Origin of the sequence: Salmonella sp. SAL04213, from assembly GCF_046550535.1 — a bacterium.
GTDB classification, from domain to species: Bacteria; Pseudomonadota; Gammaproteobacteria; order Enterobacterales; family Enterobacteriaceae; genus Salmonella; species Salmonella enterica.
Genome location: NZ_JBGDXS010000002.1, coordinates 840404 through 856921 on the forward strand (window position 1 = coordinate 840404; position 16518 = coordinate 856921).

General features: G+C 52.4%; 12 protein-coding genes. 9 read left to right on the top strand and 3 right to left on the bottom strand.

Translation table 11 applies throughout. The features are described 5' to 3' along the window. The first annotated feature begins 470 nt into the window (after positions 1–470). Both ydgH and ACLJPQ_RS08945 read left to right on the top strand, forming a co-directional pair. The gene (gene ydgH, locus ACLJPQ_RS08940; RefSeq protein ID WP_000769294.1) at positions 471–1415 is read left to right on the top strand and encodes a DUF1471 family protein YdgH; all 945 of its coding nucleotides are present in this window, start codon (positions 471–473) and stop codon (positions 1413–1415) included. A gap of 298 nt (positions 1416–1713) precedes the next feature. Beyond that, complete coding sequence (locus ACLJPQ_RS08945) at positions 1714–3096, top strand: amino acid permease (RefSeq protein ID WP_000412353.1); 1383 nt, start codon at positions 1714–1716, stop codon at positions 3094–3096. A 59-nt stretch (positions 3097–3155) separates the two neighbouring features. Here ACLJPQ_RS08945 and ACLJPQ_RS08950 read toward each other — a convergent pair whose 3' ends face one another. Further along, a complete protein-coding gene (locus ACLJPQ_RS08950) occupies positions 3156–3491 on the bottom strand; it encodes a GlpM family protein (protein ID WP_000524877.1) in 336 nt (111 codons plus the stop codon). A 126-nt stretch (positions 3492–3617) separates the two neighbouring features. Here ACLJPQ_RS08950 and rstA point away from each other — a divergent pair, with 126 nt between their 5' ends. From rstA to tus, 5 genes are all read left to right on the top strand, one after another. Then, positions 3618–4349: a two-component system response regulator RstA gene (rstA, locus tag ACLJPQ_RS08955; RefSeq protein WP_001080048.1), complete on the top strand. Its 732-nt coding sequence runs from the start codon at positions 3618–3620 to the stop codon at positions 4347–4349. Positions 4350–4828: 479 nt separating this feature from the next. Beyond that, positions 4829–5995, top strand: coding sequence for a porin OmpS2 (gene ompS2, locus ACLJPQ_RS08960; RefSeq protein ID WP_080184934.1), 1167 nt, complete (start codon positions 4829–4831; stop codon positions 5993–5995). A gap of 152 nt (positions 5996–6147) precedes the next feature. Then, complete coding sequence (locus ACLJPQ_RS08965) at positions 6148–7854, top strand: amidohydrolase (protein ID WP_080184933.1); 1707 nt, start codon at positions 6148–6150, stop codon at positions 7852–7854. Positions 7855–7964: 110 nt separating this feature from the next. Next, complete coding sequence (gene rstB / locus ACLJPQ_RS08970) at positions 7965–9266, top strand: two-component system sensor histidine kinase RstB (RefSeq protein ID WP_000732942.1); 1302 nt, start codon at positions 7965–7967, stop codon at positions 9264–9266. Between the two features lie 75 nt (positions 9267–9341). Continuing rightward, positions 9342–10271, top strand: a complete 930-nt coding sequence (gene tus / locus ACLJPQ_RS08975; protein WP_000092495.1) for a DNA replication terminus site-binding protein — start codon at positions 9342–9344, stop codon at positions 10269–10271. On the opposite strand, the gene fumC is transcribed toward tus, so the two are convergent. Next, on the bottom strand, positions 10268–11671 hold the full coding sequence (fumC, locus tag ACLJPQ_RS08980; RefSeq protein WP_001649578.1) for a class II fumarate hydratase: 1404 nt from the start codon (positions 11669–11671) through the stop codon (positions 10268–10270). The genes tus and fumC overlap by 4 nt on opposite strands. 167 nt (positions 11672–11838) lie before the next feature. Further along, positions 11839–13485 carry a class I fumarate hydratase gene (gene fumB / locus ACLJPQ_RS08985; RefSeq protein WP_000066609.1) on the bottom strand — a complete coding sequence of 549 codons (1647 nt, stop codon included), beginning with the start codon at positions 13483–13485 and terminating at the stop codon, positions 11839–11841. A gap of 199 nt (positions 13486–13684) precedes the next feature. Here fumB and manA point away from each other — a divergent pair, with 199 nt between their 5' ends. After that, positions 13685–14860 (top strand): mannose-6-phosphate isomerase, encoded by a 1176-nt coding sequence (gene manA / locus ACLJPQ_RS08990; RefSeq protein WP_001170625.1) that lies wholly within the window; start codon positions 13685–13687, stop codon positions 14858–14860. Positions 14861–14962: 102 nt separating this feature from the next. After that, positions 14963–16471: a YdgA family protein gene (locus ACLJPQ_RS08995; RefSeq protein ID WP_080184932.1), complete on the top strand. Its 1509-nt coding sequence runs from the start codon at positions 14963–14965 to the stop codon at positions 16469–16471. Positions 16472–16518: the final 47 nt, after the last annotated feature.

Sequence of the window (16518 nt, forward strand, 5' to 3'; positions counted from 1 at the left end):
GTACGCCTGCCCGCGTTTGAGGTAAATGTTACCCCAGCAGAATAAAACCGTTACAAACTCTCTATAACCTACTGAAAATAACGCCTGTGATCTAGCGCCAAAAAACAGAATTTTTTATCAAATTTGCAAAACATGAACGATTCAGCCGCTAAGCAGCCATAATGCCTTGAAAATGGCCTGCGAGGGCTGATAATTCGCTCAAATTTGACAGCAAAACATCATTAAACCCCTGGCGAGATCAAGAAATTAACATTAAATTAACTTATTAAATTTATGCGCTTCATTAGCTTAGCCGCCCGGACGCCGTTTTTTTCGACATATCGGCAAATGTTATCATCAAAGATAGGATACATGACACGATGCGTGAAAAATCCCGCAGACATCCATATGGTTTAAATGCAATAATCAGCCACGTTTCTAGTCAATAACAATACCAGTACCTGGTTTGCGCAAGGCGAAGGATTATTTTTATGAAGCTTAAGAACACTCTCCTGGCGTCGGCTCTGCTTTCTGCGGCTGCTTTTTCTGTCCATGCAGCAACAGAACTGACGCCGGAGCAAGCGGCTGCACTAAAACCTTATGACCGCATCGTTATTACCGGTCGTTTTAATGCTATTGGCGATGCGGTCTCCGCCGTGTCCCGCCGCGCAGATAAAGAAGGCGCAGCCTCCTTCTATGTTGTCGACACCTCGGAGTTCGGCAACAGTGGTAACTGGCGTGTTGTGGCGGACGTGTATAAAGCCGACGCGCCGAAAGCCGACGCGCCCAAAAATCGTGTCATTAATGGCATCGTGGAATTACCGAAAGACCAGGCCGTACAATTAGAACCGTATGACACCGTCACCGTTCAGGGCTTCTACCGTAGCCAGCCGGAAGTTAACGATGCCATTACGAAAGCGGCGAAACAAAAAGGCGCATACGCTTTCTATATTGTTCGTCAGATAGATGCGAATCAGGGCGGAAACCAGCGCATCACTGCATTTATCTATAAACAAGATGCGAAAAAACGCATCGTTCAGAGCCCGGACGCTATTCCGGCAGACTCTGAAGCTGGCCGCGCCGCGCTGGCTCAGGGCGGCGAAGCTGCGAAGAAAGTCGAAATTCCAGGCGTCGCCACGTCAGCCTCGCCGAGCGCCGAAGTAGGCCGTTTCTTCGAAACGCAATCCTCCAAAGGCGGACGTTACACTGTCACACTTCCGGATGGCACAAAAGTTGAGGAGCTGAATAAAGCGACGGCTGCGATGATGGTGCCTTTCGACAGCGTTAAGTTCACCGGCAACTACGGCAATATGACAGAAATCTCCTATCAGGTCGCCAAACGCGCGGCGAAGAAAGGCGCTAAGTATTATCATATTACGCGTCAGTGGCAGGAGCGCGGCAATAACATCACCATCAGCGCCGACCTCTATAAATAAGGCGCGCGTCGCCATCAGGCTTTCTCGCCGGATGGCGGCATACCTGCCTTATCAGGCCTACACGATCGTTCAACGGCAGGCCTGATAAGCCGCCATCCGGCACTTTCTCGCGGGATGCCAGTTCCGTCAAATATCGCGATGAATCTCACTTTTCGCTTTTTTGGCGATAAATCTTATCCAGGCCGTTGCATGCGGTCCCTTCTCTCCGTAAAATCCCGCGCCTTAGTGGCTTTCACCATTTTTATGCGTTTTGCCATAATAATTATTCTTCCAATTTCATTTTTATAGCTGGATACCAATGGAAAAAAAACTGGGACTGAGCGCGCTGACCGCGCTGGTTTTAAGCTCAATGCTTGGCGCAGGTGTTTTCAGTCTGCCCCAGAATATGGCCGCCGTTGCCAGTCCGGCTGCGTTGTTAATTGGCTGGGCCATTACCGGCGTGGGGATACTCTTACTGGCATTCGCCATGTTAATCCTTACACGCATTCGCTCCGAGCTTGACGGCGGCATCTTTACTTACGCCCGCGAAGGCTTCGGCGAACTGATTGGCTTTTGTTCTGCCTGGGGCTATTGGCTGTGCGCGGTCATCGCCAACGTATCCTATTTGGTTATCGTTTTTTCAGCGCTGAGTTTCTTTACCGATACGCCTGCCCTGCGTCTGTTTGGCGACGGTAATACCTGGCAGGCTATTGTCGGCGCTTCAGTCCTGCTCTGGATTGTCCATTTCCTCATCCTGCGCGGCGTACAAACGGCAGCCAGCATCAATCTGGTTGCGACTCTGGCGAAACTGTTGCCGCTCGGCGCGTTTATTGTGCTGGCTATCATGATGTTCAAACTGGATACCTTCACTCTGGACTTCACTGGTGTTGAACTCGGTATTCCCGTATGGGAACAGGTCAAGAACACCATGCTTATTACGCTGTGGGTGTTTATTGGCGTTGAAGGCGCCGTCGTCGTCTCGGCCCGAGCGAAAAATAAACGCGATGTAGGCCGCGCCACGCTACTGGCGGTACTCGCAGCGCTGGGAATATATCTCCTGGTCACGCTGCTTTCTCTTGGCGTTCTGGCGCGTCCGGAACTGGCGGAGATGCGCAACCCGTCGATGGCCGGTCTGATGGTGAAAATGATGGGGCCGTGGGGAGAAATTATTATTGCAGCGGGACTGATTGTGTCTGTCTGCGGGGCTTATCTAAGCTGGACTATCATGGCGGCGGAGGTGCCGTTTCTGGCGGCAGCCTATAAATCCTTCCCGGGCATCTTCGCGCGACAAAATGCGCAAGGCGCGCCTTCTGCGTCGTTATGGCTCACCAATATCTGTGTGCAAATCTGTCTGGTGCTGATCTGGCTGACCGGTTCGGACTACAACACACTATTGACGATTGCGTCAGAAATGATTCTGGTGCCCTACTTTCTGGTCGGCGCATTTCTGCTGAAGATTGCAACGCGTCCCCTCCATCGGGCGGTCGGTATCGGAGCCTGTATTTATGGCTTATGGTTGTTATACGCGTCGGGTCCCATGCACCTGCTGCTGTCCGTCGTGCTGTACGCGCCTGGATTACTGGTTTTCCTGTATGCGCGTCGGACGCACAAGCATGACAACGTATTAAATCGTCAGGAAGTCGTGCTGATTGGTTTATTGCTGGTCGCGGCGGTTCCGGCTACGTGGATGCTGGTGGGTTAACCCCCCCCATCGTAATATCCGTCTGTATTACGATGGGGAAACCACGGTCTTTGCCAATATTAATGCCATTTAATCCAGCAAAAAATCAGCAGCCACGCGCTTAGCCCCCAGCAGACCACCGCACCGCCAAGCGCGACGGGCAGGCGCATCACGCCGCTGAAATACCATAGCGTTGCAAGATAAATGAAATAAGGAATGATCGACCACATGCTAAAGACGATGGTGGTACGCATCGCGTCGATGCCCCGCTCGCTGGCCACGATATAGTGCGCGATAAGCGCAAACGTTGGAAACAGAGGAATTAATCCGGCGATATAATAATTTTTCGTTTTTGACAGCAGACCAATCAATACGACGACCAGCGCCCCCAGGGCAGCTTTAATCACGAGTCCCATTACCTTGCCTTAACATGCTAATAACAACAGCGTGTAGCATAACGGAACCGCTCTCGTTTAGAAAAGATTTATGGAAGGGAAAACAGAGGCGGTGTATGTTGGCGTTTTCTATTCTCCATTTATAATATGAACCGCATTGTATTTGTTGAAGACGACGCTGAAGTGGGTTCTCTCATTGCCGCTTATCTGGCGAAACATGATATTGATGTCATTGTTGAGCCGCGTGGTGACCGGGCGGAGGATCTTATCCTCACCACTCAGCCCGATCTGGTTTTACTGGATATTATGCTTCCAGGTAAAGATGGCATGACGATATGCCGCGATCTGCGCCACCGCTGGCAAGGCCCGATTGTCCTGCTCACCTCGCTGGACAGTGATATGAATCATATTCTGGCGCTGGAGATGGGCGCTTGCGACTACATCCTCAAAACCACGCCTCCGGCCGTTTTGCTGGCGCGTCTGCGCTTACACCTGCGGCAAAGCGAACAAACGCAACAGGCAAAAAGTCTTCAGGAGAGCGCGCTTACGCCGCATAAAGCGCTGCGTTTTGGCGCGTTAACCATCGATCCCCTTAACCGGGCGGTCCAGCTCAATGGCGATTTCATATCGCTCTCCACCGCCGATTTTGAATTGCTCTGGGAACTGGCGACACACGCCGGACAAATTATGGATCGCGACGCGTTGCTAAAAACGCTGCGCGGCGTCAATTATGATGGTCTGGATCGCAGCGTGGATGTGGCGATTTCCCGCCTGCGTAAGAAACTGCTGGATAGCGCTGCTGAGCCCTATCGTATAAAGACCATTCGCAATAAAGGCTATCTTTTTGCCCCTCATGCCTGGGACGAAACGACGGGATAAGTTAGCCGACAGATTTTACCTGCCTTTATTAAGTCATAGTGGCGATGCTCATCACCGCCACTGTTCAAAAAACAGGCATTGCATACATGGATGCTATTTTTATTAGTCGGAACAGCCCCTTTATTACCGTTTTCTCTGCGTTGTGGTTCATCATTACGTCTTTTTCGCTCAAGAAAATTAAATTAAAAAAACTCGAAGCCAGTTCACAAAATTGATAACAGAATGTCTGCCCGCCGCTATATTGCCATCTTTTTTCGCAAATTGTGAAATAAAACAAATCAAAACCATGAATATATAATAACAAATATATTCACCATAAGTATATGCGTTTCCGATAGTAACTTTTGTATTAATTAATAACATATAAGAAAAGTTAGCATTTGCTGAAATAATATTATTCAGATTAGGATGCCTTTGATTCAACGAATCTGTAGAAGTTCAATCTTTTGCAAATAAGTTAAGTTTTTAAGGATAAAAAAATGAAAAGAAAAGTATTGGCACTTGTCATCCCGGCTCTGCTGGCTGCTGGCGCAGCACACGCCGCTGAAATTTATAACAAAGACGGCAACAAACTGGACCTTTACGGGAAAGTAGACGGCCTGCACTATTTCTCTGATGACTCTTCTAAAGATGGCGATCAGACCTATATGCGTGTCGGCTTTAAAGGCGAAACACAGATTAACGACCAACTGACCGGTTACGGCCAGTGGGAATATAACGTTCAGGCTAACACTACCGAAGGCGAAGGCGCTAATTCCTGGACTCGTCTGGCATTCGCCGGCCTGAAATTCGGCGACTACGGCTCATTCGACTATGGTCGTAACTACGGCGTCCTGTACGACGTGGAAGGCTGGACCGATATGCTGCCTGAGTTCGGCGGCGACTCCTATACTTACGCTGACAACTACATGACCGGTCGTGCTAACGGCGTGGCCACCTACCGTAACACTGATTTCTTCGGTCTGGTAGACGGTCTGAACTTCGCGTTGCAATATCAGGGTAAAAATGAAAGCCAAAGCGCTGACGATGTAAATATCGGTACCAATAACCGTAATGATAGCGACGATATTCGTTACGATAACGGTGATGGCTTCGGTATTTCTACTACCTATGATATTGGTATGGGCTTCAGCGCAGGCGCTGCATATACCACTTCCGATCGTACTAATGAGCAAGTCAATGCTAGCAGCACGATTGCTGGCCGCACGATTGCTGGCGGCGACAAAGCGGATGCATGGACAGCTGGCTTGAAATATGATGCCAACAACATCTATTTAGCGACTATGTATTCTGAAACCCGTAATATGACGCCTTATGGTAAAACGGACAAGGGTTATGATGGCGGCGTAGCAAACAAAACGCAAAACTTCGAAGTTACAGCCCAATATCAATTTGATTTCGGTCTGCGCCCGGCGGTTTCTTTCCTGATGTCTAAAGGTAAAGATCTGACCTATAACAACGTTAATGGCGATGATAAAGACCTGGTTAAATATGCTGATGTAGGTGCTACCTATTATTTCAACAAAAACTTCTCCACCTATGTTGATTATAAAATCAACCTGCTGGATGACGACGACCCGTTCTATAAAGATGCCGGTATCAGCACTGATGATATCGTCGCGCTGGGTATGGTTTACCAGTTCTAATTATTCATTAATTCTTCTCAAGCCCGCCGTTTTGGCGGGCTTTTCTTTTTTTATCACCACCGTTCTAAAAACAGAACGCACTGTTCCCTGGGCGCAGATTGAACAATTCTTGTTCGCTCTCTATGGTTTGCTTATCGCCCGACAAAAGGAACATGTTAATGATCAGTCTCGTCCCGTCTCTGCTTTCCAGAACCGCGCTTCTCTTTCTGCTCACGGCCACAGGCGCAGCCACCGCCGCCCGCCCGGCAGCGGATATTATTTTGCATAACGGTAATATCATCACTCTGAATGATGCCCAGCCGCAGGCCAGCGCGCTGGCGATTTCCGGCTCGCGGATTGTGGCGATTGGCGATGATACGGCGACAAATGAATGGCGCGGCAACCATACCCGTACCATCGATTTACAGGGTAAAACCGTGATACCCGGCCTGACCGATACCCACATCCACGCCATTCGCGGCGGACAAACCTGGACATTCGAAACCTACTGGTACGACAGCCCTTCGCTTAAAGACGCGCTGGATAAATTACGCGCCGACGCTAACCGTCGTCCCCACGATCAATGGGTAGCCGTAGTGGGATCGTGGATACCGGCGCAATTTGCAGAAAACCGGGCGCCGACGGTAGCCGAACTGAGCCACGCCCTTCCCGATCATCCGGCTTATATTCAGTATCTTTACGACTATGCGTTAGTGAATCAGCGCGGTATAGACGTACTTGGCCTTAACAACACCCCTCCTCCTGATTTAGCGGGAATCCGCGTAGAGCGCGACGCAAAAGGTAGCGCCACGGGGAAATTATTTGGTGACATCGCCGCGTTTAACCAGCTTTTTGCCAGCATAAGTCGTAACGCCGATCGCGAGGGCGGTCTGCGGCAATTTTTCGCTGATATGAACGCTCGCGGCGTGACCGGCATCATTGACCCCTCTGCCGGGCCTGCCGCCGCTTATGAGCCTTTATTTACAATGCGAAACCAGGGGGATTTACCGCTGCGCGTGGGGTATCGCATTCCGGTACAGCCAGAAGCGAAAGGTCATGAAGCGCAGTGGTTCAGCAACCTGATGGCCTTTCGCCCGGCGCGTGCCGATGACGGGCAACTGGCTTTTCTAGGTCTGGGGGAAAGCCTGGTGGCCGGAATGAATGACGGCGTGCGGATGGCCCCAGGGTTTTCTTCCTCAGAGCAAGACAAAACCGCGCTTCGCCAGGTCGCGACGTTTGCGGCAAAACGGGGAATACCGCTTGAGATCCACGCCTATACCGATGACAGCGCCGACGCGATATTGACGATTTTTGAGCAGGTAGCGCAGCAGTACGATCTGCGCCCTCTGCGCTGGTCTATTGCGCACCTGAATACCGGTTCGCCACAGACGCTTGAGCGAATGCGTAAGCTGGGCCTGGCATACACTGTGCAAATGGGGCCTTACTTTGAGGGGCTTGCCATCCGTGACGCCAATCCACCCGGCGCGACGGACAATTCGCCGCCGGTTCGACTGGCGCTGGATAAAGGGCTTGTCGTAGCTGGCGGCACCGATTCGACGCGTATTGGCATTGCCGGTGTCTGGCACGCTATCGAATATCATATCACCGGTATAGCGTCAGGCGGTTCCGTGCGTAAACCCGCCAGCGAGCGACTCACGCGTCTGGAAGCGCTAGCGTTATATACACGTCATGCCGCCTGGCTCGCCTTTGCCGAACAACACCGGGGCCAGCTTAGCGTCGGAAAACAGGCCGATCTGGCGGTACTCAATCAGCCATTTATGACGATGCCGGAAGACAGAATTGATACCATTCGCGCTGTTTTGACGCTTGTCGATGGACGCATTGTTCACGAAAGTCCGGACCTTAACGCCGGACAATGAGGTTGTCAGTTGACGCAAAGCCTGCTTTTATAACCCACCAGCGGCGCTGACGGGAAATCTTTTCCGCCAGCGCGCGATAGAGCTAATGTATTAAGATCCGGTGGGCGTTGATGAAAAAGCTGTTTGTGCAGTTTTACCTTTTGCTGTTCGTCTGTTTTCTGGTCATGACCTTATTGGTCGGACTGGTGTACAAATTCACCGCCGAACGCGCGGGCAGGCAATCGCTCGACGATCTGATGAAAAGTTCGCTCTATCTGATGCGCAGCGAACTGCGGGAAATTCCGCCGCGTGAATGGGGGAAAACGTTAAAAGAGATGGACCTGAACCTCTCTTTCGATTTACGCGTTGAACCGTTAAATCACTATAAGCTTGATGCCGCCACCACGCAGCGACTGCGTGAAGGCGATATCGTCGCGCTTGACGATCAATACACCTTTATTCAGCGTATCCCACGCAGCCATTACGTCCTGGCGGTTGGCCCGGTTCCCTATCTCTATTTCCTGCATCAAATGCGACTGCTGGATATCGCCTTAATGGCGCTCATTGCCTTTTCTCTCGCCTTTCCTGTGTTTATCTGGATGCGCCCGCACTGGCAAGAAATGCTCAGGCTCGAATCCGCCGCGCAGCGCTTTGGCGAGGGTCATTTGACTGAACGCCTGCACTTCGATAATGGCTCCAGTTTCGAACGTCTGGGCGTCGCGTTCAACCAGATGGCGGATAACATTAATGCCCTGATCGCCAGTAAAAAACAGCTGATTGACGGTATCGCCCATGAGCTTCGCACGCCGCTGGTACGCTTACGCTATCGGCTTGAAATGAGTGAAAATCTGACACCGCCGGAATCACAGGCGCTCAATCGCGATATTGGTCAACTGGAAGCGCTGATTGAAGAACTGCTCACCTATGCGCGCCTTGACCGACCACAAAATGAACTGATGTTGACCGAACCCGACCTCCCCGCCTGGTTGCTCGCGCATTTGCAGGATGTGCAGAGCGTGACCCCGGAACGCGCCGTAAACCTTCTCACATGTGTAATCGGCGATTATGGCGCGCTTGATATGCGGTTAATGTCGCGAGTGCTGGATAACCTGCTGAATAATGCGTTGCGCTACAGTCATACCACCGTTCAGGTCAGTCTGTTACTCGACGGCAGTCAGGCAACGCTGATAGTCGAAGATGATGGCCCCGGCATTGAAGCGGATGCGCGTGAGCGCATATTTGAACCTTTTGTCAGACTCGACCCCAGTAGAGACCGGGCGACAGGCGGCTGCGGGCTTGGACTCGCCATCGTACACTCTATCGCCCTAGCGATGGGCGGTAGCGTCGTCTGTGACGAGAGCGAACTGGGCGGCGCAAAATTTAGCTTTCGCTGGCCGGTCTGGCACGCGATGCCCGACATGACCGCTGCCTGACGTATTTTGCACGCTGGTTGAGCGGCGGGAACTGTGCTATACAGATAGCATGTTGTAACTAAAGTGAGTGATACCATGTCCCGCTACGATCTCGTTGAACGCCTGAATGGCACTTTTCGCCAGATAGAACAACACCTGGCGGCGCTGACGGATAATCTACAGCAGCATTCGCTACTTATCGCCCGTGTCTTTTCACTGCCGCAGGTGACCAAAGAGGCGGAACATGCGCCGCTGGATACTATCGAGGTAACGCAACATCTGGGGAAAGAGGCCGAAACGCTGGCGCTACGTCACTATCGCCATTTGTTTATTCAACAGCAGTCCGAAAACCGCAGCAGTAAAGCCGCCGTCCGCCTGCCTGGCGTCTTATGCTATCAAGTGGATAATGCGACACAGTTAGATCTGGAAAATCAGATACAGCGCATTAACCAGTTGAAAACCACCTTCGAGCAGATGGTTACGGTAGAGTCCGGTCTTCCCTCAGCGGCACGCTTTGAGTGGGTGCATCGGCATCTACCCGGCTTAATTACGCTGAACGCTTACCGCACGCTGACGCTTATCAATAACCCCGCTACCATACGTTTCGGCTGGGCAAATAAACATATTATTAAAAATTTAAGCCGGGATGAGGTTCTGAGCCAGTTGAAAAAAAGCCTCGCGTCGCCGCGCAGCGTCCCGCCGTGGACGCGCGAACAATGGCAATTCAAGCTGGAACGGGAATATCAGGATATCGCTGCCTTACCGCAGCAGGCCCGACTCAAGATTAAGCGTCCGGTTAAAGTACAGCCGATCGCCCGCATCTGGTATAAAGGCCAGCAAAAACAGGTGCAACACGCCTGTCCCACGCCGATTATCGCGTTAATCAACACGGACAACGGCGCTGGCGTGCCGGATATTGGCGGGCTGGAAAACTATGACGCCGACAATATTCAGCACCGTTTTAAACCACAGGCGCAGCCGCTGCGACTGATTATTCCGCGACTGCACCTGTATGTGGCGGATTAACGTCCCGGCGTCATACTGCCAACCATCAACTCCGGACGTACCCAGGCGTCGAACTCCTCGTCGCTAAGGTATCCTAATGCCACGGCTGAGGCTTTGAGCGTCAGCCCTTCTTTATGCGCCTTCTTCGCAATCTCCGCCGCTTTATCGTAACCGATGTGCGTATTGAGCGCAGTGACCAGCATCAGCGACTCATTCAGCAACTGCGTAATACGCTCGCGGTTTGGCTCGATTCCTGACGCACAGTGTTGATTGAAACTCTCCATGCCATCGGCCAGCAGGCGCACCGTTTGCAGAAAATTATGAATAACCATCGGACGATAGACGTTGAGCTCAAAGTTGCCCGATGCGCCCCCCATATTGATGGCCACATCGTTACCCATCACCTGGCAACATAGCATCGTTACCGCTTCACACTGGGTCGGATTCACTTTACCAGGCATAATGGAACTGCCTGGCTCATTCTCCGGGATAGCAATCTCGCCAATGCCGCAGCGCGGGCCGGACGCCAGCCAGCGAACATCGTTGGCGATTTTCATCAGCGAGGCCGCCAGTCCTTTTAATGCGCCATGCGCCTGTACCAACGCGTCACAGGTCGCCAGCGCTTCGAATTTATTCGGGGCGGTAACAAACGGCGCCGCGGTAATCGTCGCCAGTTCCTCGGCCACGCGCCGGGCATATTCCGGATGGGTATTAAGCCCTGTCCCCACTGCGGTTCCGCCGAGCGCCAGTTCTGCGACGTGCGGTAAACTGTGCTCAATGTGCCTGAGGTTATGTTCCAGCATGGCTACCCAACCGGAAATCTCCTGGCCTAAGGTGAGCGGCGTCGCGTCCTGCAGGTGAGTACGGCCAATTTTGACAATATCGGCGAAAGCGTGGGATTTATCGCGAAGCGTATCCGTTAATGCGGATAATTGCGGGATAAGGTGTTCGCGTAACGCCAGTAACGCCGCCACGTGCATGGCGGTTGGGAACACATCGTTTGAGCTTTGACTCTTATTGACGTCATCATTGGGATGCACCTTGCGTTCCATACCGCGAACGCCGCCCAAAATTTCACTGGCGCGGTTCGCTAACACCTCATTCATATTCATGTTGCTTTGCGTACCGGACCCGGTCTGCCAAATCGCCAGCGGAAACTCATCAGCATGTTTTCCCGCCAGCACTTCATCAGCCGCCTGGATAATCGCGCTGGCTTTTTCCGCCGCCAACAACCCTAAGTCCTGGTTGACCTTCGCAGCGGCGCGCTTGGTCAACGCCAGAGCGTGAATGAGCGAAACGGGCATTTTCTCCGTGGAAATCCGAAAATGCTCCAGCGAACGTTGAGTCTGCGCCCCCCACAGTTTATCTGCCGGGACTTCAATCGCGCCCATTGAATCTTTCTCGCGGCGTACCGTTACCATTACCTGCTCCTTACTCAAGTTGATGAGATCATGTGTCGACATTGCTCACATGTTTGCGGTCTTATGAGTATTAACGATAACAACACAACGGTGTAGACCGGATAAGGCGCTTGCGCCGTTCTCCGGCAAAATAGCGAATCATGTTACCGCCCCGCAGGGCGGCGACATTACTTAACGCAGCGCGCGCACTGCGATGACTGAATCTGCTGGAAGAAATCGTTACCTTTATCATCCACCAGAATAAAGGCCGGAAAATCCTCCACTTCAATTTTCCAGATAGCCTCCATACCCAGTTCAGGATATTCCACGCACTCCAGGCGCTTGATACTACCCTGCGCCAGAACGGCTGCCGGGCCGCCGATACTGCCCAGGTAGAAGCCGCCATGTTTCTTACAGGCATCGGTCACCTGCTGGCTGCGGTTGCCTTTCGCCAGCATGATCATACTGCCGCCCTGCGACTGGAGCTGATCAACATAAGAGTCCATCCGTCCTGCGGTAGTCGGCCCAAGCGACCCGGAGGCGTACCCTTCCGGCGTTTTTGCCGGCCCCGCATAATAGATAGGATGATCTTTGATGTACTGCGGCAAACCTTCGCCTCTGTCCATCCGTTCTTTCAGTTTAGCGTGCGCGATGTCGCGGCCCACAATAATCGTGCCGTTCAGCGACAGGCGCGTTGATACCGGATACTGCGACAGTTGTTGCAGTATCTCGCTCATGGGACGGTTAAGATCAACGCGCACCGCCTCGCCCTCTCCCGCCTGGCGCAGCGCCTCAGGAATATATTTACCGGGATTGCGCTCCAGCTTCTCGATCCAGATCCCTTCCCGGTTGATCTTCGCTTTAATGTTTCGATCCGCGGAGCAGGACACGCCCATACCTACCGGACACGATGCCCCGTGGCGCGGCAATCGGATGACACGAATATCGTGAGCGAAATACTTGCCGCCGAACTGCGCGCCTAAGCCAAGATTTTGCGCCTCAAGCAACAATTCTTTTTCCAGTTCAATATCGCGGAAGGCCTGCCCGTGTTCATTGCCTTCGGTCGGTAGCGCATCATAGTATTTTGCCGAGGCCAGCTTAACGGTCTTCAGGTTCGCTTCCGCCGAGGTGCCGCCAATGACAAACGCGATGTGATACGGCGGACAGGCGGCGGTGCCCAGCGTACGCATCTTATCGACGAGATAATTTTTGAGCTTACCCGGCGTCAGAAGCGCTTTTGTCTCCTGATAGAGGTAGGTTTTATTCGCCGATCCGCCGCCTTTAGCGATACAGAGGAATTTATATTCATCGCCATCGACGCTGTAGAGATCGATCTGCGCCGGCAGGTTAGTACCGGTATTGACCTCTTTGTACATATCCAGCGCCGCGTTTTGCGAATAGCGCAGGTTATCTTCGATATAGGTGTTATATACGCCGCGAGCCAGCGCCGCTTCATCACCTCCGCCAGTCCAGACGCGTTGGCCTTTTTTGCCGACAATAATGGCCGTACCGGTATCCTGGCAGGTGGGCAACACGCCCTTGGCCGCGATATCGGAGTTTCGCAGGAATTGCAGCGCGACATATTTGTCGTTTTCACTGGCCTGCGGATCGCGCAGAATATCCGCCACCTGCTGCTGATGCGCGGGACGTAGCATAAAAGACGCATCGTGGAAGGCCTGACGCGCCAACAGCGTTAGCGCTTCCGGCGCGACTTTCAGGATCTCTTGTCCTTCAAATTCGGCGACGGAAACATGTTCGCTGGTCAACAAGTAGTACTCGGTATCGTCCTTTTTGAGGGGAAAAGGGTCTTGATAAAAGAAGGGTTTGTTTGACATTGTGCTCTCACTTACCGCTCGGTATGGTTATTCTCTGGGCAGGTGTTCCATTGCCCGACTCAAAGCGAGTAACACTATCCTACACAATTTTTTAACAAAAACTGAGACAAGTACGACTTTTTACGCCCGGAGGTTACTTCATGCGGGTTTCTTGGTTTAATACCTCCCATTGATCTCCACATTGAAACAGGGCTTGATAATGCAAAAACTCATTAACTCAGTGCAAAACTATGCCTGGGGAAGTAAAACTGCGTTAACGGAACTTTATGGCATCGCCAATCCGCAGCAGCAGCCAATGGCTGAACTCTGGATGGGCGCGCATCCCAAAAGCAGCTCGCGAATCACCACCGCCAACGGCGAAACCGTCTCCCTGCGTGACGCCATCGAAAAGAATAAAACCGCCATGCTGGGCGAAGCGGTAGCCAACCGTTTCGGCGAACTGCCGTTTCTGTTTAAAGTACTGTGCGCCGCGCAGCCGCTCTCTATTCAGGTGCACCCGAATAAGCGCAATTCCGAAATCGGTTTCGCGAAAGAAAATGCGGCGGGTATCCCCATGGATGCCGCAGAGCGGAACTATAAAGATCCTAACCATAAACCAGAGCTGGTTTTTGCCCTGACGCCTTTCCTGGCGATGAACGCGTTCCGCGAATTTTCTGACATTGTCTCTTTACTGCAACCTGTCGCCGGCGCGCATTCCGCTATCGCCCACTTTTTGCAGGCGCCAAACGCTGAACGTCTGAGCCAGCTTTTCGCCAGCCTGTTGAATATGCAAGGCGAAGAAAAATCCCGCGCGTTAGCCGTACTCAAAGCGGCGCTTAACAGCCAGCAAGGCGAACCGTGGCAAACGATCCGCGTGATTTCAGAGTATTATCCTGACGACAGCGGGCTTTTCTCTCCTTTGTTGCTGAATGTGGTCAAACTGAATCCCGGCGAGGCGATGTTCCTGTTTGCCGAAACGCCTCATGCTTATCTGCAGGGCGTTGCGCTGGAAGTCATGGCAAACTCCGATAACGTTCTGCGCGCTGGCCTTACGCCAAAATATATCGACATCCCTGAGCTGGTCGCGAACGTGAAGTTCGAACCTAAACCTGCCAGCGAGTTGCTGACTGCCCCGGTGAAAAGCGGCGCGGAGCTGGACTTCCCAATTCCGGTTGACGATTTTGCTTTTTCACTGCACGACCTGGCGCTTCAGGAGACGAGCATCGGCCAACACAGCGCCGCGATTCTGTTCTGCGTTGAGGGTGAGGCGGTGTTACGTAAAGATGAACAGCGTCTGGTACTGAAGCCGGGTGAATCTGCCTTTATCGGCGCGGATGAGTCTCCGGTTAACGCCAGCGGCACGGGCCGTTTAGCGCGTGTTTATAACAAGCTGTAGCAACGTACTGAATTTTTTAACAACTCTTGCTAAGCTTATAACAGACGTAAAACTCCTCCAGGCGGTTTAATCCGCCTGGTTTCATTTTTATGGACAATTGATATGAAAAAAACACTGGTAGCTGCAGGTGTAGTAATTGCACTTGGCATCGTCTGGACAGGCGGCGCCTGGTATACGGGGAAAAAGCTGGAGAACCATCTTGCAGAAATGGTGACTCAGGCCAATGAACAGCTCAAGCGTACTGCGCCGGAGGCCGGTGTCGAATTAAGTTATCAAAACTACCAGCGTGGCGTGTTCAGTAGCCATCTGCAACTGGTTGTCAAACCGGTTGCCGGCGCAGACACTACCTGGTTGAAACCCGGGCAAAGCATTGTGCTGGACGAGTCCGTTTCACATGGCCCCTTCCCGCTCGCCCAGCTCAAAACGCTCAATCTGATCCCTTCTATGGCGTCGGTAAAAACCACCCTGGTGAATAACGATGCGGCAAAACCCCTCTTTGATATCGCGAAAGGCGACGCGCCCTTTGTTATCAATACCCGCATTGGTTATGGCGGCGATACCCGCTCCGATATCTCTCTCAAGCCGTTAAACTACGAGAATGCCGGTGAAAAGGTCGCCTTTAGCGGTGGCGAGTTCCAGCTTAACGCCGATAAAGACGGTAATGTGGTTTCGCTGTCGGGCGAAGCGCAGAGCGGCCTGGTCGATGCCGTTAACGAATATAACCAGAAGGTCCAACTCACCTTTAATAATTTGAAAACCGACGGTACCAGTAAACTGGCAAGTTTTGGCGAACGTGTGGGCGACCAAAAGTTAACGCTGGATAAACTGTCCATCGCCATTGAGGGTAAAGAGATGGCGGTGCTGGAAGGGATGGAAATTGCCGGCAAGTCCGATCTCGTCAACGACGGAAAAACCATTAACAGCCAGTTGGATTACTCGCTTAACAGCCTGAAAGTGCAGAATCAGGATTTAGGCAGCGGTAAATTAACGCTGAAAGTCGGTCAAATCGACGGCGAAGCCTGGCACCAGTTTAGTCAGCAATATCATGCGCAAACGCAGGCGCTGTTGAATCAGCCGGACGTGGCGCAGAATCCTGAGCTTTATCAGCAAAAAGTCACTGAAGCGTTCTTTAGCGCTCTCCCCGTGCTGTTAAAAGGCGATCCGGTACTGACTCTGGCGCCGCTTAGCTGGAAAAACGCCAAAGGGGAAACCACGCTGAATCTGTCGCTGTTCCTCAAAGATCCGGCAACCACAACGGCACAACCGCAAACGCTGGCGCAGGAAGTCGACCGCTCCGTGAAATCGCTGGATGCGAAACTGGCAATTCCAATGGACATGGCGGTCGAGTTTATGACGCAGATAGCAAAACTGGAAGGCTATCAGCAGGATGATGCGGAAAAACTGGCAAAACAGCAGGTGCAGGGGCTGTCCGCAATGGGTCAGATGTTCCGACTGACAACGCTGAAGGATAATACTATCGCCTCCAGTTTGCAGTACGCCAATGGTCAGATCACGCTCAACGGACAAAAAATGCCGTTGGAAGACTTTGTCGGCCTGTTTGGGATACCGGCGCTTTCCGTTCCGGACGTTCCGGCGCTGCCTCAACAATAATCGCCTTGCCGGGTGTCGCGACGCTGCACCCGGTCTGCGCCGAACGA